20 protein-coding genes are annotated in these 20,527 nt (G+C 73.0%); 10 read left to right on the plus strand and 10 right to left on the minus strand.

Features of this window, described 5'->3' with window-relative positions:
* Positions 1 to 251: 251 nt before the first annotated feature.
* Complete coding sequence (locus tag ACN28A_RS16750; protein WP_421396319.1) at positions 252 to 677, plus strand: DUF3263 domain-containing protein; 426 nt, start codon at positions 252 to 254, stop codon at positions 675 to 677.
* Between the two features lie 40 nt (positions 678 to 717).
* On the opposite strand, the gene ACN28A_RS16755 is transcribed toward ACN28A_RS16750, so the two are convergent.
* Positions 718 to 930: a hypothetical protein gene (locus ACN28A_RS16755; RefSeq protein WP_278065613.1), complete on the minus strand. Its 213-nt coding sequence runs from the start codon at positions 928 to 930 to the stop codon at positions 718 to 720.
* A 296-nt stretch (positions 931 to 1,226) separates the two neighbouring features.
* On the opposite strand from ACN28A_RS16755, the gene ACN28A_RS16760 reads away from it, so the two are divergent.
* The 3 genes from ACN28A_RS16760 to ACN28A_RS16770 all read left to right on the plus strand — a co-directional run bounded on the left by ACN28A_RS16760 (position 1,227) and on the right by ACN28A_RS16770 (position 3,477).
* Positions 1,227 to 2,066, plus strand: coding sequence for a hypothetical protein (locus ACN28A_RS16760; protein ID WP_421396320.1), 840 nt, complete (start codon positions 1,227 to 1,229; stop codon positions 2,064 to 2,066).
* A 97-nt stretch (positions 2,067 to 2,163) separates the two neighbouring features.
* Positions 2,164 to 2,760, plus strand: a complete 597-nt coding sequence (locus tag ACN28A_RS16765) for a DUF4291 domain-containing protein (RefSeq protein ID WP_421396322.1) — start codon at positions 2,164 to 2,166, stop codon at positions 2,758 to 2,760.
* Positions 2,761 to 2,958: 198 nt separating this feature from the next.
* Positions 2,959 to 3,477 (plus strand): GNAT family N-acetyltransferase, encoded by a 519-nt coding sequence (locus tag ACN28A_RS16770; RefSeq protein ID WP_421396323.1) that lies wholly within the window; start codon positions 2,959 to 2,961, stop codon positions 3,475 to 3,477.
* Positions 3,478 to 3,511: 34 nt separating this feature from the next.
* On the opposite strand, the gene ACN28A_RS16775 is transcribed toward ACN28A_RS16770, so the two are convergent.
* On the minus strand, positions 3,512 to 3,946 hold the full coding sequence (locus ACN28A_RS16775; protein ID WP_421396324.1) for a hypothetical protein: 435 nt from the start codon (positions 3,944 to 3,946) through the stop codon (positions 3,512 to 3,514).
* Positions 3,947 to 4,131: 185 nt separating this feature from the next.
* Between ACN28A_RS16775 and ACN28A_RS16780 the strand changes: the two genes are divergently transcribed.
* From ACN28A_RS16780 to ACN28A_RS16800, 5 genes are all read left to right on the plus strand, one after another.
* A complete protein-coding gene (locus ACN28A_RS16780) occupies positions 4,132 to 5,442 on the plus strand; it encodes a helix-turn-helix domain-containing protein (RefSeq protein ID WP_421404444.1) in 1,311 nt (436 codons plus the stop codon).
* A 249-nt stretch (positions 5,443 to 5,691) separates the two neighbouring features.
* A complete protein-coding gene (locus tag ACN28A_RS16785) occupies positions 5,692 to 6,306 on the plus strand; it encodes a toll/interleukin-1 receptor domain-containing protein (RefSeq protein ID WP_421396326.1) in 615 nt (204 codons plus the stop codon).
* Positions 6,299 to 8,647, plus strand: coding sequence for a hypothetical protein (locus ACN28A_RS16790; protein ID WP_421396327.1), 2,349 nt, complete (start codon positions 6,299 to 6,301; stop codon positions 8,645 to 8,647). The genes ACN28A_RS16785 and ACN28A_RS16790 overlap by 8 nt, the downstream gene beginning before the upstream one ends.
* Complete coding sequence (locus tag ACN28A_RS16795; RefSeq protein WP_421396328.1) at positions 8,641 to 9,624, plus strand: hypothetical protein; 984 nt, start codon at positions 8,641 to 8,643, stop codon at positions 9,622 to 9,624. Before ACN28A_RS16790 ends, ACN28A_RS16795 begins: the two co-directional genes overlap by 7 nt.
* On the plus strand, positions 9,621 to 10,139 hold the full coding sequence (locus ACN28A_RS16800) for a hypothetical protein (protein WP_421396329.1): 519 nt from the start codon (positions 9,621 to 9,623) through the stop codon (positions 10,137 to 10,139). Before ACN28A_RS16795 ends, ACN28A_RS16800 begins: the two co-directional genes overlap by 4 nt.
* 91 nt (positions 10,140 to 10,230) lie before the next feature.
* Here the strand turns inward: ACN28A_RS16800 and ACN28A_RS16805 are convergent, their stop codons facing one another.
* Positions 10,231 to 10,809 carry a TetR/AcrR family transcriptional regulator gene (locus ACN28A_RS16805; protein WP_421396330.1) on the minus strand — a complete coding sequence of 193 codons (579 nt, stop codon included), beginning with the start codon at positions 10,807 to 10,809 and terminating at the stop codon, positions 10,231 to 10,233.
* Positions 10,810 to 10,898: 89 nt separating this feature from the next.
* Here ACN28A_RS16805 and ACN28A_RS16810 point away from each other — a divergent pair, with 89 nt between their 5' ends.
* Complete coding sequence (locus ACN28A_RS16810; protein WP_421396332.1) at positions 10,899 to 11,306, plus strand: nuclear transport factor 2 family protein; 408 nt, start codon at positions 10,899 to 10,901, stop codon at positions 11,304 to 11,306.
* Positions 11,307 to 11,322: 16 nt separating this feature from the next.
* Here ACN28A_RS16810 and ACN28A_RS16815 read toward each other — a convergent pair whose 3' ends face one another.
* From ACN28A_RS16815 to ACN28A_RS16845, 7 genes are all read right to left on the minus strand, one after another.
* Positions 11,323 to 13,596 carry an AAA family ATPase gene (locus ACN28A_RS16815; RefSeq protein WP_421396334.1) on the minus strand — a complete coding sequence of 758 codons (2,274 nt, stop codon included), beginning with the start codon at positions 13,594 to 13,596 and terminating at the stop codon, positions 11,323 to 11,325.
* Between the two features lie 113 nt (positions 13,597 to 13,709).
* Entirely contained in the window at positions 13,710 to 14,123 is a 414-nt protein-coding gene (locus ACN28A_RS16820; RefSeq protein ID WP_421396336.1) for a hypothetical protein, read from the minus strand.
* Positions 14,124 to 14,176: 53 nt separating this feature from the next.
* Positions 14,177 to 14,962: a GTP-binding protein gene (locus tag ACN28A_RS16825; RefSeq protein ID WP_421396337.1), complete on the minus strand. Its 786-nt coding sequence runs from the start codon at positions 14,960 to 14,962 to the stop codon at positions 14,177 to 14,179.
* Entirely contained in the window at positions 14,940 to 15,488 is a 549-nt protein-coding gene (locus ACN28A_RS16830) for a DUF742 domain-containing protein (protein ID WP_421396338.1), read from the minus strand. The genes ACN28A_RS16825 and ACN28A_RS16830 overlap by 23 nt, the downstream gene beginning before the upstream one ends.
* 73 nt (positions 15,489 to 15,561) lie before the next feature.
* Positions 15,562 to 16,032, minus strand: coding sequence for a roadblock/LC7 domain-containing protein (locus tag ACN28A_RS16835; RefSeq protein WP_278065622.1), 471 nt, complete (start codon positions 16,030 to 16,032; stop codon positions 15,562 to 15,564).
* The gene (locus ACN28A_RS16840) at positions 16,029 to 19,229 is read right to left on the minus strand and encodes a nitrate- and nitrite sensing domain-containing protein (RefSeq protein WP_421396339.1); all 3,201 of its coding nucleotides are present in this window, start codon (positions 19,227 to 19,229) and stop codon (positions 16,029 to 16,031) included. Before ACN28A_RS16840 ends, ACN28A_RS16835 begins: the two co-directional genes overlap by 4 nt.
* Positions 19,219 to 20,526: a hypothetical protein gene (locus tag ACN28A_RS16845; protein WP_421396340.1), complete on the minus strand. Its 1,308-nt coding sequence runs from the start codon at positions 20,524 to 20,526 to the stop codon at positions 19,219 to 19,221. The genes ACN28A_RS16840 and ACN28A_RS16845 overlap by 11 nt, the downstream gene beginning before the upstream one ends.
* Position 20,527: the final 1 nt, after the last annotated feature.

The raw sequence follows: 20,527 nt of genomic DNA on the forward strand, positions 1-20,527 counted from the left end.
CGGCGGCTCGCCGGGTCGCCGGGTCGGCGGCTCGCCGGCTCGCCGGGTCGGCGGGTCGCCGGGTGACGGTCGTCGCCGGGTCGCGGCGTCGCAGGGGCGCGGGGCGCGGGGCGCGGGGCTGCGGGGCCGCCGGGGTGACGGTTGTCGCCCGGGTGACGGTTGTCGCCGGTGGCGGCCGGTGCGGTCCCGACCTGGCGTCGGTAGGCTGATGAGCCCAGGTCGAGTCCCTGTCCACCTCCGCGAGGAGCGCCATGAGGAACGCCTCCGCTCCGGCGGGCGACCCCGCCGAGGGCGGCACCGAGCCCGGGACCGCCGGGGCGCCGCACGTTCCGCAGCCACGGCCGGCACCCGGCACGAAGGCGGCGGACGTTCCGCAGCCACGGTCTGCACCCGGGCCCGAGGCGGCGGACGTACCCGAGATCCCCGCACCGGCACCGCCGGCCGACCCGGCGCTCTCTGAGCGGGAGCGCGAGATCCTGGCCTTCGAACGGCGCTGGTGGAAGCATGCCGGCGCCAAGGAACAGGCGATCCGGGACGCCTTCGACCTCTCGGCGACCCGCTACTACCAGCTCCTCAACGGACTGCTGGACAATCCGGCCGCGCTGGCGGTCGAACCGGTGCTGGTCGCCCGGCTCCGCCGGCTGCGCGCCGCCCGCAGCCGCAACCGCCGCCGGTAGCAGGGCGACGGCGGTGCACGGCACGCACGGGCAGGGCCGGCTACTTCTCGTAGGTGCGCAGCCCGTTGCCGAGCGCGATGAAGGTCGGCGCCCACTCGCCGATGAAGATGCCCCAGCGGTCGGCCCGGTCGATCCCGGCGTTCTCCATCTGCTTCGACATCACCCAGCTCACGAACGACAGTCCGATGCTCGCCATGCCGGCCATGTACATGTGCTCGGCCCGCAGGCCCATCCGGTGCAGGTGCTCCAACATCTGCGCTCCCCCTTCGCGGTCACGTCCCCGACCCTCGACGCTACCGTCAGTAATCGCCGCTGGTCGGCAGGTTCCCAGGATGGGTAACCCCGAGCGCGCGGTGACCTGTCGGGCGTCCCGGTGTGCGCCGGGACGCTCCTGGTCGGCGCCGCCCGGGCGCGATCCGGGCCGCGCAGGGCGTCGATTTCGGCCGGGCCGGGCCCCGCCGCACGGTAGACAGGAGGGGGAGACCAGTCGCCGGAGCGCCGGGAGCCGCCGATGACACCGTCAGGCCGGAAGCGGCCGGAGCCGCGCCGATGATGCGGGTCCGGTCGGCCTCGGCGCCGGTGCCGGGCAGGCCGGCGAACGAGGACCACGTCTTCCGGTACGGGGAACTGGTCGGCGTACTCGACGGGGCGACCGTGCCGGACGGCTTCGACACCGGCTGCGTACACGGACCGGCCTGGTACGTCCGGCGGCTCGCGGCGCGGCTCTGCCTGGCCGCCGCCGACCGGCCCGCCGCCGCGCTGACCGGCAACCTCGCCGCGGCCATCCTGGCGGTACGCGCCGACCACGGCGGCAGCTGCGACCTCGACCATCCCGGCACCCCGTCGGCCACGGTGTGCCTGCTGCGGCACGGTGGCGACCACGTCGAATACCTGGTGCTCTGCGACAGCCCGCTGGTGCTCGACCGGGGCGGGCGGATCCAGGTGGTCTCCGACGAGCGGCTGGGCGCGGCAATGGCCGAGCTGCGGCAACAGGCGGGTGCCGTGGCCCTGGTCGGTGGCGACGTGGACCCGGCCACCCGGTTCCGCCGGGCGGTGGCGTTGCAGCGGGAGCGGATGAACCGTACCCACGGCTACTGGGTGGCCGCGGCCAACCCGGACGCGGCGTACCACGCGGTCACCGGCAGCCTGTCGCTGCGCGGGCCGGAGCGGCTGCGCCGGGCGGCGCTGCTCACCGACGGTGCCTCGGTCGCGGTCGAGCAGTTCGGCCTCTTCGACTGGCGCGGCCTGCTCGACCTGCTCAGCGACGCCGGGCCGGGTGAGCTGATCCGCCGGGTCCGGCTGGTCGAGGCCGGCGACGGCCAGCGGCGGGCCGGCTTCAAGCGGCACGACGACGCGACCGCCGTACTCTGCGAGTTCGACGACGACTGAGTACCGGCCCGGGTCGGCGGCGCGGGTGCCGGCTGAAACTGGGCGTTGGCTGAAACCGGGTGGCGGTGGGGTGGCGGGTGCGGCGACGATCGGCGTCGTGTCGATTCCGCAGCGACAGGTCCGGGCCGGCTTCACCGACGAGACGATCACGGTCTACCAGGCGTATCCGCCGTCGATCGCCGAGCCGGCGTTGGCCGCCGGACGGTTCGTGCCCCCGTTCAAGCGGGAGCGGATGACCTGGATCAAGCCGTCCTTCCGCTGGATGATGTACCGCTGCGGCTTCGCCGAGAAACCCGGCCAGGAGCGGGTACTCGCGGTCGAGATCAGCCGGGACGGCTTCGAGTGGGCACTCGGCCGGGCCTGCCTGAGCCACTACGACCCGGACCGCCATCCGAGCCGTGCGGACTGGGCCGCGCGGTTGAAGACCAGCCCGGTACGCGTGCAGTGGGACCCGGAGCGTTCGCTGGAGCTGGCAGCACTGCCGCACCGGTCCCTCCAGGTCGGGCTGACCGGCCCGGCGGTCGTCCGGTACGTCGAGGAGTGGATTGTCGGAATCCAGGACGTCACGGCGACCGCACACGCGATCCGGGCACACCTGCGCGCGGGTGCGCGGGACGCGGCCGGTGCACTGCTTCCCCCCGAACGCCCGTACCCGCTGCCGGATCAGGTGGCGGCGGTGATCGGCACATCCTGAGTCGGTAGGCACTCCCGTCCGCCATCTCCCCTTTCCACCCTCGATGTTCGGATTGTGGCGGGTCGGCCGGCCGGCGCTGTGGAGGGCACGACCAGCCAGTCACCGAGGGGGTCACCCGGTCGGGTCGGATGGGCCGAACGGAGCGGGTGCCGGCAAACCGGTGGACGCGGCGGCGGCGCGGCGAGAAGCATCGAGATCATGACCCGTGAGGTACGGCTGACGCCGGTAGACGAGCAGAATCTCGAACCGCTGCTGTCGGTGGCGGTCGCCGAGACCGAGCCGGACGAGGTGATGCCACCGGTCGAGGCGCCGGCCGGCTGGTCACAGGCGCGCCGCGACGCGTTCCGCGAGTTCCACCGGGCGAACTTCGGCGGCCTGTCCGGCCCGACCGGCAACCTGATGTACGCGATCGTCCAGGACGGCGACGTGGTGGGGATGGCCCGGCTGGCCCGGCACGCCGAGCCGGGCACCCTGGAGACCGGAATGTGGCTCGGCAAGTCCACCCGGGGGCAGGGGATCGGCCTGATCGCCCTGCGGCTGCTGCTCGCCGAGGCGGTCGAGGCGGGTGCCCGGCGGGTGATCGCCGAGACCACGCCGGACAACCTGCCGGCGCTGAACCTGTTGCGGCGGTGCGGCGCGGTGCTGGGTGAGCAGGGTGTGACGATCCGGGCCGAGATCCGGCTCGGCGTCGGAGAGGACGCGGTCGGCATCTGGTGAGCCGTATGCCACCTCGGGACGGATTCGGCGACAGTCAGTCGAGCAGCAGCGTGTAACCCAGGGTCAACACGATCAGGGTCGCCGGAATCGCCAGTACGTGCAGGGTGACGAGGGTACGCCAGTATCCCGGCACCTCGTCGTGGTACTGCGCCACACCCATCTCCAGTGGCCGTACGTCGGGGGCCTCCGCACCGTCGAGCAGCCGGCGGGCGACCGCCGCGTGCAGCCGCCGGAAGAGGCGCTCCTGGCGGAGGTAGTAGGCGTCCAACCCCCAGAAGATCACGGCGGGCGCTAGGGCCACCACCGCCAACAGGCGCAGGTTCTGGCCCTGGGTGCCGAGCACGGTGAACACGATGGACACCAGCGTGACCGACCAGCCCCGGATGACGAACGAGTGCTGGGACATCCGGGCGACCGTCGCCTGCACGTCGGCGAGGTGGCGCAGCCGGAGTTCGTCCTCGTCCGCCAAGTACGCCTCCTGAGGGTTGCCGGCGCGCCCTACCTGCCGCACCGATCGGGGGTGCCATCACAGTAGCGGAGATCCACAGCAGCGTTTGTGAAAGGACGTCGCGTCCGCGGTCGGCGACGTTTGCGGTGGGCGGATAGTGTTGTCCACATCCTTCCGGCCCGGACGACGGAAACGCGGTGGTGGCCATGGTGGACCAGGTGGCTGGTCCGATAACGTTCGCTGGAGAACTCCGCCGGCGGCGAACCGGAGAGGGAATCAGCCTTACGGAGTTGGCCGGACGGATCAACTACAGCAAGAGCCATCTGAGCAAGATCGAGTCGGGAATCAAACGGCCCAGTGTGGACCTGGCCCGTCGATGCGATCAGGAACTGAATGCCGATGGCGCCCTCGCCCGTCTGGTCGACGTACCGTCGTACGATCCGCCGCCGGAAACAGCGACTCCGAGCGAGGTCTGGGTGATGCGGATGAACGCGGACGGCAGTGGTGAATTCACGGCTTTCGACCGGCGTACGGTGTTGACCGCCGCAGCTTCGATGATGAGTTGGGCGATTATTCCGGCACGGGGGCGACCGCAGGTGGCGGATTTCGCCCTGCCGACATTCCGGAGCTGGCTCGACCAGATGCGCCTGCTCGGCCAGGGGGTCGACCCGGCGACCATGATCCATATGCTGGTTGGTGCCACCAACAGCATCCGCGCCCTCGCCGCCGAGGCGCAGGGCGAGACCCGGGTCTCCGCGTTCCGCCTGGCGGCCCGGTTCGCGGAGTACACCGGCTGGATGGCCCAGGAGAAGGGTGACGAGGGTGCGGCGCGGTGGTGGACCCAGCGCGCCGTGGAACTCGCCACGACCGGCGGAGACCGCGAGCTGCCCGTCTACGCCCTGGTTCGCGGGGCGGAACTGGCACTCTACCGGGATGACTCCCGGTCGGTGGTGGCCCTCGCCGAGCAGGCGGAACAGCGGGCATCCAGCAGCCGGGTCGCCGCCTTCGCCGCCCAGCGCGCCGCCCAGGGGTACGCCCTCGCCGGTGACGAGCGGGCCTGTCGGCAGGCACTCGACCGGGCGGCGACGCTGACGGCGCGGGCGGCTGGCGAGACGACTGCCGAACCCGCGCTGGGCAGCCTCACCATGCGCGACCCCGTCGCCTTCACGACCGGCTGGTGTCTGCTCGACCTGGGAAGACCGACCGAATCCGCTGCGATCCTCGGCGCCGAACTTGACCGGCTCCCGCTCACCATGCACCGCACCCGCTCCCGGTGCGGCGCCCGCCTCGCGCTCGCGCTCGCCCACGCCGGAGAACTCGAACGGGCCTGCGAGGTGCTCCGGCCGGTGCTTCAGGATGCCTCGACTGTCGACTCCGCGACAGTCCGGCACGACCTGCGGAACCTCAGCCGAACGTTGCGGCGCTGGCGTACGGAAGGTGTGGTCGTGCAGGCCATGCCGCTCCTTATGGACGTCCTTCACACCGACGAACAGCCACCTTCGGACTATCGCTCGTAATACCGCGGAGGAGCGGCCACTGTCGAGCGGTTTGCGGCCGGGCCGTCCCGGCCGCGTCGACTTCCGCTCGTTTGCTGTTGTCCACCCGCAAGGGTGAGGACAACGGATTGCTACCGCCCGGCGGCGCTGTCAGTCTGAAATGCGGCGGACGGCGTCGGTCCGCTGGTTGTGCATGACGACGCGCAATCGCGTGGACTACATCGGCAATAGGCGCGACCTTCCCGACCGCTTCTGCCGAAAGGCGACCCGATGACCGGGATCTTCATCAACTATCGAACCGGTGACGAGACGTTCGCCGCACCGGTGATCGACGAGAGGCTCCGCAGGGAGTTTGGCGACGACCGCGTTTTCCGGGATTCCCGGTCACTCGGACCGGGTCTCGATTTTCCGCCCGAGATCTGGTACCAACTGAAGCGCAGTACGGTGTTGCTCGCGCTCATCGGTCCTCGATGGCTCACTCTCGAGGACGACTCCGGGAACCGCCGCATCGACCATCCGAAGGACTACGTGCGCCGGGAGATCCGCCGGGCGCTCAAGCGGGACATCCGGGTCATCCCCTTGCTGCTCGACGGGGGCCGGATGCCGACCGAGGAGGAACTGCCGCACGACATAAGGCGGCTGGCCCGGCGCCAGTTCCTGCCGTTGCGCACCCGCGACCTGCTGGTCGACCTCCAGCGGCTGGTCGACGAACTGGCCCGGATCGTGCCGCGATCCGGGCAGAGCCCCGAATCCCGCACCGCGTCCGCGGCGGACCCCGCAACGGGCCCGGGTTCTCCGGCAAACGGCCGGCACAGCGCCGTACACATCACCGGGGACGGTCAGGTCTTCAACGGACCGATCACGGGAGGGGACAGCCATGGCTGAGCGGTTCGAACGACCTGCGGAACCTCCACAGACTGCCCCGGGCGTCTCCGGCAAGGCGTCCGGGGCGCCAGCCCAGGAAAACCGGTCGAGCGGCCCGACCGGCGACGGCGCAGCCGGTAAGCCGGGGGGATCCGGCGCGGAGCCGAAGTCCCCCGGGGACGCCGCCAAGTCCTCCGGCGACACCTCCGAGGGGTTCGCCGCGAGTCTCGGCGGTGCCAGGTCCGCCGCCAGGACGCCGGGCGAGGCGGCCGGCGACGAGGAGCGCACCTGGCAGCAGCAGGAGATCCGCAATACGTTGGCGGCGGCGCTCAGCTCCTTCGGGAGCCGGTCCTCAGGCGTCATCGTCGTCGGCGACGGGCACACCTTCAGCGGCCCGATCACCGGTGGGGACAGCCGGAGCGGCGCGGACCGGTCCAGGGCCGTGCTGAACACCTTCACTGCCGGGTTCGTCGCCGGTACCGCCCGGGTGTACGTCTCGCCGCACGGGTTCACCGACCTCGCCGAGGCCCTGGAGGACAGCCCGGTACTGCTGATCAGAGCGCGCAGGCGCTGGGGCAGTACGACGACCGCCGTCCGCCTGCTCGCCGAGATGGACACGGTGCACGAACTGCGGTTCGCCGACGCGCTCGCCGCCCTGCCGATCGAGGACCTGCCCGAGAGGTGCGGCTTCGTCGTCGAACGGCTGAGCACCCATCAGCTGTCCACTCTGCACGCCCGCGAGCTGCCGATGCTCGAGGAGCGACTGAACCGGCGCCGGGGCAGGCTCGTGGTGATCGTCGATGATTCGACGCGGGCCGCAGACCACGCCGTCGACCGGCTGGCCCGGAAGATCACCGCACCGCCCGCAGCGTTGGAACTGGTCACCAGCCACCTGACGGAGCTGCTCGGCGCGGACGCCGAGGCGGACCGGCTGTTGGCGGACGGGAACGTCGGTGCCCGGCTGGCCGACATCGCGCCGGAGTCGTTCGACGCGCCACAACTCGTGGAACTGGCCAAGGACCTCGCCGAGGTCGCCTCGGGCACGGGCACGGTGGCGGACGCCATGGCACGGTTCGAGGACCGTTCCCGTCGGGACGTCGAGGACTGGTACGACGAACTCGCCACCTTCGACGAGCGGGCACTTGTCGTCGCGATCGCCGTACTGGACAGGATGTCGTTCGACGCGGTCTCCCGGGCCGCCACCCTGCTGGAGCAGGCGTGGCGGGAAGACGAGGCCGGGAACGGCCAGGCGCCGCCCCGGTCGCGGCAGACCCGGCGCAGCCGGCTTCAGGCTGCTCGTGCCCGGATCGGCAACGAGGTACACCGCACCCGCTACGGCTGGGCGGAGCTCGAGGTCGTCTCCTTCGTCGACCCCAACTACCCCGCTCGGCTGCTCCACCATCTGTGGCACGAGCACTACTACGACCGGGCTCTGTTGCTGGATTGGCTGCGCCGTGTCGCCGGCGACGTGGAGGGCGCGGTCGGGATCCGGGCGGCGACCGCGATCGGATACCTGAGCCAGTTCGCCTTCGACACCATCCGTCGGGAGATCGTGACGCCGTGGGCCGGCAGCGGCCGGGGTAACGAGCGGGAGTGGGCGGTAGCCGCCCTCGCGCTGCCCGCCCGGGACCCGGCGACGGCCAGCCGGGTCATCCGGCTCGTGCTGGACTGGGCGGAGCGGGACAGTCTCGCGCTCCGGCTGTCGGCCGCCCGGGCGCTGGGCGCCAGCGTCGGGGCCGTGCTCGACGGCGGCCCCGACGAGCAGCTCGCCGAGCTGGCCGACGGCGCCGAGCCGCCCCTTCAGCTCGCGATCGGGGACAGCGTCGCCGAGCTGATGGCCGAGGCGACGCTCGACCGGCAGACCGAGCTGCTGCGCATGTTGGATGCCTGGTCGGTGGAGGGTCGTTCGGGCCGCCTCTACGCGGGCGTGGTGGGGTTCCTCGAGGTAGCCGCGACGCTCTGGATCACCCAGCGGACTCCGGACGGCGACGTGACCTGGCCGACCCTGCTCTGGCTGGCCGACGGGGCCGGCCCTCCGGCGGCCGTTCCGGACGATGCCGCCCCGGCACGACGCCGGTCCGAGGCCCGGCAGATCGTCGCCCGGCTCTGGGGGCGGGCGCTGGTCGCCCCCGGTGTGGACACCGCCGTCCACAACGTGCTGCGCGGGTGGGCACAGGCGGCCGAGGAGGCCCCGGTGCAGCGTCCGGCCCTGGTCAGCCTACTGATGGAGGCCGCTACCACGGAGCGGCAGCAGCGACTGCTGACCGCGCACGCCAACCGGTGGCGCGATCCCAAGCCGCTGGCGCCGGACCTGGCGGCCAGATTGCTGAACGTACTCAGTCGAAAGGTTGGTGTGTGGTGATCCGTGGCCCCGTCCTCGAACGAAAAGAACTCCGCCGTCTGCCGTTCCAGCGGCGGCCGATCGCCGAGCCGGGTACCCAGCTCGTCTTCCAGATGTCCAGTGGACAGTTGGTGGCGCCGAGGCACCCGTACACCACCGGAGACGTCTGGTGGCGTGGGCCCCGAGCGGTCTACGTGATCTACACGTCGCCGCAGCCGGCGTATTTCACCTGCACCCTGCCGTGCGCGGGTGACACGCTCTTCTTCGACGCGGCGGTGCGGTTCTCGTTCTCCGTCGCCGACCCGGTGAGCGTGGTCCGGGAGCAGGTCTCCGATCCCATCGCCGACTGCCGGCGATACCTGATGGAACCGCTGCGCGCCGTCACGCGCAGGTTCACGGCGATGCAGCCGGAGGCGGCGGAACGGGCGATCCGGTCGACGCTGGCAGAGACTCCGATCGACCTCGCCAACGGGGTGCGCATCAGCGACCTCCGCTCCGAGTTGACCATCAACGCCGAGCAGGGGGAGATCGCCCGGAATCTGGAGATCCAGACGCTGCGGCAGCAGTTGGCGATGCGTACCGAGACGGACCGGATCACCCTGGACAAGCTGAACCAGGACGCCGACCTGGCCCGGCACCAGGAACGGGCGGCGTTCCACGAGCGGCTGCTCTCCGGTGGCGGCGCGGCGCTGGCCGGCAGCATCGTGGCACAGGATCCGACGAAGGCGACCGAGGCCGCCAACTTCATGATCTCGCTGTACGAACAGGACCAGAAGCTGGCGGTGGAGGCGCTCAAGGTGATCATGGACGGTGACCAGATCCGGCTCGGCGAGATGGACAGCGCCGTGCAGGCGGTGGTCGAGCGCTTCAAAGGGATGATCACGCAGGGCGGCGCCCGGTTGGTGCCGAACCAGGCCACCGGTGAACTGCCCAGCGCACCGGTCCGGGACGGTCAGGCCGCGCCACCGCCCGACGGCGATGCCGGGGAGCAGCCGTGAACGGAGCCCGAGGCTTCCCGATGGGCATCCTCGACGCGCTGGCGGGATGGATCCGCGATTTCCCGGTGATTCCTGCCGAGATACGCGGGGTGGTCTGGTTTCCCCTGCTCGCCGTGGTGGTGATCGGTGGCCTGCTACTGCTGGTACGCCGGGTGCTGCCCTGGCTGGGGCGGCTCGTCGGTCGGGGGCTGGGCGTACTGGCCGTCGCGATCGGCGCGGTCCTGCTGCTGCCGGACCTGCTGGTCTCGTACCTCTACCGGCGCACCGGCAACGCCGTGCCGGGACTGGCCTACGGCTACGGCGATCTGGTGGCGGAGCTGTCGATCGGGCTGACCCGGGTATCCCAGCATGTCGCACCGGCCTTTGCGCGCGCGTCCCGGACGCACGCGTTCTTCGTGATCGTTCTCGGTGCCTTCTGGCTCTGGACCTGGAACCACGGCTACTGTCCCGGCGAGCAGGTGCCGAACGGCTGCGTACGCCCGGTCGTGGAGTGGACCCGGGCCTTCGACTCCTGATCGTGCCCGGCGGCCGGTCGCTGGTCTGGACGGCCGCCGGGCGCGGCACCGCGCGACGTACCCGGTGCGCGGGTGGGCGGCAGCCCCCGGCTCAGTCCGCCGCACCCGGGCGCAGCCCGGCGAAGATGATCGCCAGGGTCCGGTCCCGCAACTCCGCGTCCCAGCCACCGTGCAGCGCGCCCTGGCAGGTACTCGCCAGCAGTGCCATCACCTCGGGCAGGCCCACCCGCCGGTCGACGGTGCCGGCCGCCCTGGCCCGGTGCAGCAGGTCGTGCACCGCCTCGCCCAGCACGTCGAGTACCTCGGGCAGCGGGATGTCGACGCCGGTCCGGGCGAGCAGGTCGACCACGGCCTTCTTGGTGGCGGCCTGCTCGACGGTCCGGGCGAAGAAGGTGAACAGCGCCGTGCCGTCCCGGTCCTCCGCGCCCAGCGTCGCGGCCTGCTCGACCAGTCCGGCCAGTACGCCTTTCATGATCGCGGCGAGCAGGTCGTTCTTTGTCGGGAAGTGCCGGAAGACGGTACCGATGGCGACGCCGGCCCGGGCCGCCACCTCCTCGGTCGACGCCCCGACGCCGTGCTCGGCGAAGACCTCCTCGGCGGCGGCCAGGATCCGGATCCGGTTGCGCTGCGCGTCGGCCCGCAGTGGCCGGCCGGGATCGGCGGTCGTCATCCGGTCCCGGCCGCAGTGCAAAGTGAGTCGTGACTCATTATCATCCTAAGTTGAGTAGCCACTCATCATATTTGGGAGGAGGCGCTGCGATGAGCACGCCCACCGAGGTCTTCGCCCGGATCCGGGAGCACTTCCTGGCCAACACGGCCGTCTTCGAACCCGACCAGCTCGCCGAGGACGTGGTGGTGGAGATGCCGTTCGCCGCACCCGGCCGGCCCAACCGGATCGAGGGCCGGCGGGAGTTCCTCGAGTTCGCCGCCGCCGGCCGGGCCGGCCTGCCTGTCCGGTTCGACGACTGCCGCAACGTGGTGATCCACGAGACCACCGACCCCGAGGTGATAGTCGTCGAGTACGAGCTGACCGCGACCGTCACCACCACCGGCCGTTCCGGCTCCGCCCCGTTCATCGCGGTACTCCGGGTCCGGGACGGCCGGATCGCACACTGGCGGGAGTACCAGAACCCGGCCGCGCTGGCCCTGGCGGCCGAGCCGGACTGATCCGGCCCGCACCCGGTCACCGCTGCGCGGCGTAGGCGGCCAGCCAGGCGACCTGGGCCGGGTCCAGGGACGGCCGGACCCGCTCCCGGGCCGCCGCCACGTGCCCGGCATGCACGGTGCTCGCCTCCAGCGACTCCCGCATCGCCGCCAGCGCCGCCTCCCGGACCAGCGCCGCGCAGTCCGCGGCCGAGAACCCGTCCAGCTCCTCGGCGAGGGCCGCCAGCTCCACCTCCTCGGCCAGCGGCACCGACCGGGCCGCCGCCCTCAGGATCTCGGCCCGGGCGGCGCCGTCCGGCGGCGGCACGTAGACCAGCCGTTCCAGCCGGCCCGGCCGCAGCAGCGCCGGATCCACCAGGTCCGGCCGGTTCGTCGCGCCGACCACCACCACGTTGCGCAGCTGCTCCACCCCGTCCAGCTCGGTGAGCAGCGCCGCGACCACCCGGTCGGTGGTGCCGCCGTCGGTGGCCTGGCCGCGCAGCGGGGCGAGCGCGTCGACCTCGTCCAGGAAGACAAGCGTGGGTGCCGCCTCCCGGGCCCGCCGGAACAGCTCCCGGACCGCCCGCTCGCTCTCGCCCACCCACTTGGAGAGCAGCTCGGCACCCTTCACCGACAGCACGTTCGCCCGCCCCGTACCGGCCAGCGCGCTGACCAGGAAGGTCTTGCCGCAGCCCGGCGGGCCGTAGAGGAGTACGCCACGCGGCGGCCGCACGCCGAGCCGGGCGAAGGTGTCCGGATAGTTCAGCGGCCAGAGCACCGACTCGGTCAGCACCTCCTTGACCTCCGCCATGTCGCCGACGTCGTCCAGGGTGATGTCCGCCAGCTCCAACACCGAGGACTCGGCCATCGAGGTCGGCCGGACCACCTCCAGGGCCGCCGAGAAGTCCGCCATCGCCACCGTCGGGGCGGTCGCCTCCTTCTGCCGCAGCGCCGCGCGTACCCCGGCCTCCCGGGTGAGCGCGGCCAGGTCGGCGGCGACGAATCCGGGCGTACGGGCGGCCACCTCGTCCAGCCGGACGTCCTCGTGCAGCGGCATCCCCCGGGTCAGCACCGTCAACTGCTCGCGCCGCAGCGCGGTGTCCGGCAGCGGGATCGCGATCTCCAGCGAGAGCAGGTCGGGGGAGCGCAGTGCCGGGTCCACCGACTCGGGGCGGCCGGTCGTGCAGACCACTGCGGCTCCGGCGCGTACCGTCTCGGCGAGCAGTTGGCGGAAGACCGTACCCACCGGTCCGGGCGAGTCGCGCGGGGCCAGTGCCTCGACGTCGGAGACCAGCAGCACCGCCGGCGGCGCGTCCCGGACCGAGGCAGCGGCCTCGCGCAGCCGGCGGGCGGCGGCCTCGTTGGTCAGCGCGGCCACCTCCGGGGCCCAGATCGCGGCGAACCGCGCACCCACCGACCGGGAGACCGCCTGGACCAGCGCCGACTTGCCGGACCCGGCCGGGCCGGTCAGCAGTACGCCGAGCGAGACGGTGGTGCCGAGCCGGCCCAGCACCTCGCGGTGGTGGAAGCCGAGGTCCAGCAGCTCGGTCAGCTCCTCGGCCTGGGCGCGCAGTCCGGGCAGCTCGTCCAGGTCCGGCGCCGACGCCGGCTCCGGCACCGGGCCGCCCGGCGTCCCCGGACGGGTCCCGCCGGTCATTGCCCGCACCTCGGCGCTGGTGCTGCCGTGCGTGGCGTGCCCGTCCTGCCAGCCGACCACGCTGTCCATGGTCACCAGCACCGAGTCGACCCCACCACCGGCACCGGACGTCCCGGACGTCCCTGCCGCGCCGGCCGCCGACTCCGCCGAGGTGACCGTCAGCAGGGTGCTGGTCCAGGCGTAGCCGACGGTGTTGGCCAGGCTGCGCCGGGCCGCCTCGACCAGGGTCCGCACCGCCGCGTCCGGAAGTACGTCCTGGGGGAGCAGGGAGACGTCGTCACCGGCGGTCACCATCTTGCCGAGCAGCGCCAGCCGGAGCATCTCGGGCGAGACCACGGCGACGATCTCCGGCGGGCCGGTCAGCACCACCCGGCGGGCGGCCACCACCGGAGCCGGCGCGACGGTGACCTGGCTGCCGTCGCGTACCCCGAGGTTGCCCAGCACCAGGTCGTCGGCGTAGAGCAGGGCGCGGCTCGCCGACGGCTCCGCCCGGGCCACGATCCCGGCGGTGGTACGCCGCCCGGTGAGCCGTACCGGAGCGCCCGGGTGCAGGCCCAGCGCGGTGAGTACCTCCGGATGCAGCCGGACGATGCCCCGGCGGGCATCCAGCGCGGCCGGCCGCAGGCTGGCGGTGAGCGTGAGATCCCGACCCGTCACCGGCCGAGAGTACCGACCGGCGAGCAGCCGCCGGGACGCGACGACCCTTCGAGTTGTCGCCGGTGCGTCAGGGCTGGTCCTGCCGGTGCCTCAGGGCTGGTCCTGCTGGTGCCTCAGGGCTGGTCTTCGGGGCCGAGCAGGGACGGGTCCCGGCGGATCAGGTCGGCGAGCCGGGCGGCGGCGTCCGGGCTGGGCGGATCCTCCGGGGCGGCCCAGCTCGGCACCGTCTTCACCGACAACGGCCAGGAGTGCGGCGGCTGCCCGGCGGTCGGCAGTGCCGGCTCGGCGGCGGGGCGTACCGTGACCGCCCCGTCCGACCAGGCCACGTGCATCGCCGAGATGTTCGGCCCGTCGGCGACCCACATCGTGACCGCCACGTTCGGATACTGCGCGACGACCCGCTGGACCGCCTCGGTCACCTCGTCGACAGGTGACCCGGCCCGGGCCGCCGCCTCCTGGGCCCGCCGTCGTTGCAGCGCCTCCCGGCGCTCCATCCGTGCCAGTGCGTCGTCCAGTTCGCCCCTCATCGTGTCACCTTCCCCGGCCAACCGCCGACCCGTCGCGGCCGGACCGTCGCGGGCTAAGTCTCCCGCTCCCGGATCGCTCGATCCAGAGCCCGATCCAGCACGATCAGTAAGGCGTCGCGTACCGAAAGTCGATCTCGTGCGTCGAACTGGACCAACGGGACGTGTTCCCCGATCGCCAACGCCCAACGTATCGCCGTCAGGTCGTGCGCGATGTGGCCGTCGAACGCGTTGACCGCGACGACGAAGGGTAGACGGGCCCGCTCGAAGTAGTCGATGGCGGGATAACAGTCGTCGAGCCGGGAGGAGTCGACCACCACCAGCGCGCCGAGGGCGCCCCGGGCCAGGTCGTCCCACATGAAACCGAACCGCGACTGTCCCGGGGTGCCGAAGAGATAGAGCTTCAGGCTGCGGTCGATCGTGACGCAGCCGAAGTCCATCGCCACCGTCGTGGTGGTCTTCTCCGAGCGGATCCCCGGATCGTCGACCCCGATTCCGGCGGTGGTCATCTCCGCCTCGGTGGTCAGCGGCGCGATCTCCGAGATGGCGCCGACCGTGGTGGTCTTGCCGACCCCGAAGCCACCGGCGATCAGGATCTTCACCGGGATCGGCGGCGCGGTGCCGCGCCGCTGCTCGGGCCGGGTCGCGCCGGCCGGGTCGGCCCCGGTCTCCCGGGCATGCCGGCCGGGTGTCTGCCGGGCCGGCGGGGCGTACCCGGCGGGCAGCCCCCGACCGGTCCCCACGCCGTGTCCGGCCGGGCTGCCGTACCGACCGGGTGCGCTGTTCGCCAGAGGGCCGACCGGCGGCGACGCCGGCCAGTCAGGAGATCGCACGAAGTCCATCGATCACTCGCATGATGAGGTCGGGGTCGTGGGCATCCTCGACGGCGCACACGTGCACGTCGAGGTGGCCGGCGGCTCGCAGGTCACCGACCAGGATCTTGGTGACGCCGAGGTGCATCCGCAGCCGTGCGGAGATCTCCGCCACGGACATCGGCTCGGCGCAGAGCGCGACGATGTCCCGCAGTTCCGAGGAGAGCCGGTTGACCGGCGGGCTGGTCCAGGACGTGCCGTCGATCCGGGCGGTCACCTGGGTCTCCAACCCGATCGCCGGGTCCGCTCCGGTGACCCGGCCGGAGGTCAGCACGAACGGGCGCAGACCGGTCGGCACCGGTTGCACCGTCGGCAACTCGCCGGTGTCACCGGCCGGCTCGGACTCCTCCGGAAGTACGGCCTTCAGGTACGGCCGGATCCGGACCGTCGGCAGCACGTCGGGGTCCGGTTCCAGCTCCGGTTCCGGCAGGTCGCTCCGCTCCGGGTCGCCGAGCCGGTGGCCGGGCGGGTCGAGGCCCTCGCCGCGTTCGGTCATGCCGGTCCCCCGGTCCGTTCGGGGACGTCGTGCGGTGCACGGCGCAGCGGGCCGCCCACCGCAGCACCCGCGGTCACGACTGGACGGAGTTCTTAAGTTCGACGATCAGCCGAGGGGTGAGTGCGCCTCCGGCCCGACCGGCGAACAGGGTCATCTCGTAGGCGACGGTGCCGAGGTTCGCCGACCGGTCGGCGACCACCCCGAGCACCGAGCCGCTGCTGATCGCGCTGACCAGCAGGTAGCCGTCGGTCATGTCCACCACCACCCGGTTGAGCGCGCCCAGCGTGTACCAGTTCGCGGCGCCGCTGGCCAGGCTGGTCATCCCGGATACGACCGCCGCCAGCCGCTCCGCGTTCGACCGGTCCTTGATCGACGACATGGCCATCAGCAGGCCGTCGGAGGAGACCGCGATCGCCTCCTTCACGCCGGCCGTGCCCGACGTGAACGAGTCAAGCAACCAGTTGAAGGTGCGCGCCTCCTGGCTCAGCTCGCCGGTGCCCGCTGCCTGCTGGTCCTGTTCGGTACGGATGAAGGGAGTGCTCATCGTGGGGTTCCCTCTTCGTGGCGGTGTTCAGTTCGGACTTCGCTCAGCGCGCGCGCGACGCCGGACTCGAACTGCGTCATCAGCTCGCGTACCTTGTCCGGGTCGTCCGGGCCGGCGGTGGCGGCGGCCGGTGCCTGGCCGAGCGGGGTGGTCGGCGGCGGGACGCTCAGGTTTGCCCCGGGGACCCGCCGGTTGAGGCGCGGTGGGGCACCGGTCGCGGCGGGGGACATACCGCTGCCGTTGGGTCGGGAGGTGGAACCCGCCGGCCCGAGGGTACCGCCCTCAGGGTGTTGGCCGTGCCGCTCGGCCGGGGTGCCGCCGGGCGGTGGGTCGGAAGGATCCGAGCCGGTGGGCGCCGGTCCCGAGCCACCGTGGCGCGGCTGGGCGGGGCCTGTGCCGGCCGGCCCGGGCCGGGCCGGCGAACCGTCGGGCGGGGCGTCCGGCCGGTCGGGTCGGGCCTGCTGCTCGCGCTGCGCCCGGCGTACCCCGGCTTCGAACTCCTCGATCAGCGCCCGGACGACCGACGGGTCGGCCGGGGTCGGTTCGGGGCGGCTCCGGCTGGTGGTGTCGGGCAGTTGGGCGCCCGGGACCCGCTGGCGCAGCCCGGTGCCGGGGCCGGACGTGGCGGGTCCCGGGCCGCTGTCGGTGGACGGCGTCGCAGGCGTACCGGAACTCGCCGGGCCGCCGCCCACATCCCCGTTGGGCCGGCCGACCGGGGTACTGCCGGCCGCTGTTCCCGCCGGCTCCACGTCGGTGGCGGTGGCCCCCGGGCGGGTCAGGAAGGCGTTCCACGGCTGGCCGGACGTCAACGACCGGGTGGCCCGGCGGATCAGTTCCTCGTCGAAGACCGGTCCGGCGGGCACCGCCACCGGCATCAGTTCGGGCAGCCGGAACACCGGCGTCGGCTCGACCGGCACCGGCTCCGCGGCAACCGGCGCCGCGGCAACCGGCACCGCCTGGGCCGGCCCGGTCCGGACCGGTTCGGCGAACCTGGGCGGACCCGGTTCGGCGAACCTGGGCGGACCCGGTTCGGTGAACCGGGCCGGGGCCGACTCCTCGGTGAACCTGGTCGGGACCGGTTCGGCGAACCTCGCCGGGACCGGTTCCTCGGCGGACCTGGTCGGGATCGGCTCGGCGGACCGGGTCGGGATCGGCTCGGCGGACCGGGTCGGGGCCGGTCCGGTGGGCCTGGCGGACGCCGGTTCGACCGGCCTGGCCGGAGCCGGTTCGGTGGTCGGGACCGTGGCCCGGCCGAGCGGGGTGCCGGCGTCCGACGGCCGGACCGGACGGACCGGCAGGGGCGCCGACGCGCTCGCCCGGGGGCTCGGCAGCTCGGCGTCCGGGCGCCGGTTGACCAGCAGCCGGTCGTCGATCTCCACCCCGACGGTGACCCCGCCGCCCGGCGTGGTCGCCGAGAGGGTGACCCGCCAGCCGTGCCGGCGGGCCAGCCGGCCCACCACGAACAACCCGAGCACCTCGGTCGGGACCAGGTCGAGCCGCTCCCGCCGGGTCAGCCGGGCGTTCTCCTCGGCCAGCCGCTCCGGGGACATCCCGATGCCGTGGTCGACCAGGTTCAGGCGTACCCCGCCCGGGACGACCTCGGCGAGCACGGTGACCCGGGTGTGCGGCGGTGAGAAGGCGGTGGCGTTCTCCATCAGCTCGGCCAGGGTCAGCACCAGGTCGCCGATCACCCCGGGCGCCACCGCGACGTCGAGCCGGACCTGCACGTCGACCCGGGTGAAGTCCTCGATCTCACCGAGCGCCAGCCGGACCACGTCACCGAGGGGCAGCGGGGCGACGTGTCCGTCCCCGCCGGCCCCGCCGGAGAGCACCACCAGGCTGCTGGCGTTGCGGCGCAGCCGGCTGGAGACGTGGTCGAGCCGGTAGAGGTGCTGGAGCCGGCCCGGGTCCGTCTCCTGGTGTTCGAGCCGGTCGATCAGGGCGATCTGCCGGCCGACCAGGTTCTGGGTACGCCGCCCGACGTGCCCGAACATCTGCGCCACGTTCCGCCGGCTGGCGGCCTGCCGCTCCACCAGCCGGGCGGCGGTGCCCTGCACCCGCTCGAAGGCGCGGGCCAGGTCGCCGACCTCGTCGCGGCCGTCCACGTCGACCGGGTCCAGCCGGATCGGCTGGTACGACTCCGACTCGTCGTCGACGATCCGGGTCAGCTCCTCCTCGGCGGCCCTGGCCATCCGTTCGGCCGAGACGGTCAACCGGGTCAGCGGCCGGGCGACGGTACGCGCCACCGCCAGGCTGAGCAGCATCATCAGCGCGATGATCAGGAGCACCAGCAGACTGACCAGGTACGCCCCGGCGATGGCCCGCTGCCGCTGGTCGGTCACCTCGGCGATCACGTCGGTGACGATCTTCTTCTCGATGAACTGGCCGAGCGTGATCAGCGAGTTGGCGGCCGGGAAGAGGTCCGCCAGGTCCAGGGCGGCGATCGCCCCGGTCGGGTCGGTCGCGCCGGAGCTGGAGAACTCGGGTCCGGTCCGGGCCGCCGTGGCCCGCTCGATGAGCTGGTAGACCTCGTTCTGCGCCGGGGTGGCGAAGCTGCGGAACCGGGCCAGGTGCGATTCGAGCCGGGCCATGGTGCCGACGTACGCCATCCCGACGGCCGGGTTCTTGGTCGCGGCGACGATCATGATCAGGCAGGCGGCGGCGCTGATCCCGTCGTCGGTGCGGAGCACGGCGTCGAGGGCGATCATCTGCCGGCCCTCGGGAGTGCTCGCCTCGGCGGCCCGGGTCAGCTCCAGCGACTCGATCAGCGCCTCGTCGACCTGCCCGAAGGCGTTGATCACCTGGTCCGCCCTGGCCCGGCGGGCCAGCACGCCGGCCCGTACGTCGGAGAGCCGCCGGACACCGGCGATCGCCTTCTCGATCTCCGGGGTCAACTGGTCGCCGAGGTCGGCCCGCAGGTCGGCGATCCGGTCGCCGACCTGCGCGGTCTGCTGGACCAGCTGGGAACGGTCGACCATGTTCAGCAGGTAGCCGACGGAGAGCAGCCGCTCCCGTTGGAGGTCCTGTACCAGGGTGCCGACCTGGCCGGCCCGGCGCACCGTGTCGGCGGTGTCGGCCGCCCGGCGGGCCGAGTCGATCCGGTCGGCGAGCACCGGGACGGCGAGGCCGAGGGTGCTGAGCAGCGGCAGGATGACGAGCAGGGCCAGCCGGCCCCGGATCCGGAGCCTACCGAGCATCGGGACGTCCCCACGGCGCCTGGCTGTCCACCGCCGCCGGCTGGCCGGCGGGTACCGGATCCTGCCAGTCCGACAGCGGCGACCGCCGACCCGGGTCGCCGTCGGACCGCAGCGGCCGGCGTTCGGGCAGCGGCGGCATCCCGCCGGCCGGCGGACCGGCCAGGGGCGCGCCGACCGGCAGCGGCGGCTCGACCGGCGGCGGGCCGGTCGGCGGCGGTCCTTCGGCGCCGGCGGCCGGGCGCAGCCCGTCGGTGGTCAGGCCGACACCGGCCGGGGTACGCCGGTTCCGCGCGGCGGAGCGGGCGGCCAGCAGGGGCAGGGCGGCGAGGGCGAGCACCAGCAGCACGGCCAGGACCAGGGCGCCGACCGCGATCTGCCGCTCGCCGGCCAGCGCGTCGGCCCGGTCCCGGAGCAGGACGTCGAGTTCGGTCAGGATGATCCCGGCGAGGCCGGAGCCGGCGAGTTGGGCGGCGGCCCGGGCCGCGCCGACCTGGATCGGGTTGGGTGCGGCGGTGTTCCGGGTCAGCCCGGCCAGATCCTCCACCGCCCGTTGGTAGCCGTCGAGCCGGCTGAGCAGGTTGCCGCCGAGGGTACGGCTCGCGGTGTCGTCGACCGCCGAGCGCAGGTTCTCGACCAGGTCCGCCGCCGGGCCGAGCACCTCGGCCCGGGCCAGGGCCAGTTCGCTGGCGATCCGCACCCGGTCGCTGGCCGGGCGGCCGATCGCCAGTGTCGAGCGGTCGGCGAGGCGGCCGGCCGCGACCAGGGCCTCGGGCAGTTCCTCGGCCACCGCGTCCTGGAGGTGGTAGGAGTCCGCGTCCGGGTCCCGCAGCAGCCCGGAACTCTCCCGCACCTTGGCGTAGAGCGCCAGCAGCAGGTCGGTCGTCTCGGTGTAGACCGTCCAGGCGTCCTGCGGGTCGGCCGGCGGGCGGTCGGGCAGCGCCTCGATCTTGGCGTGCAGCCCGGCCCAGCGTTCACTGGTACGCAGTTCGGCGCCGTACCGGACGTCGATCGCGCTGGTCTGCTCGACGGCGGTACGCAGTGCGGCGGCCGCCGCCGACCGGCCCGCCACGGCACCGGACTGCGCGTCGACAAGGGCCAGTGTCACCTGCCCGAGGGAACGCAGGTACTCCACCCCGTGCCGCTCCCGCTCGGTCGCCGTGAGCCGGTCGTCGCTGGTGCCCCAGGCCGCGCCGAAGAGCACGCCCACCGGCACCAGCAGGGCGACCGCCAGCAGCACACGCAGCGCCGTACCGGTCCGGTTCGAGACGCGCCGGGACCGTTGCGGGGGAAGTGTCATC

It is taken from the genome of Plantactinospora sp. WMMB782 (assembly GCF_049179135.1).
Classification (GTDB): domain Bacteria; phylum Actinomycetota; class Actinomycetes; order Mycobacteriales; family Micromonosporaceae; genus Plantactinospora.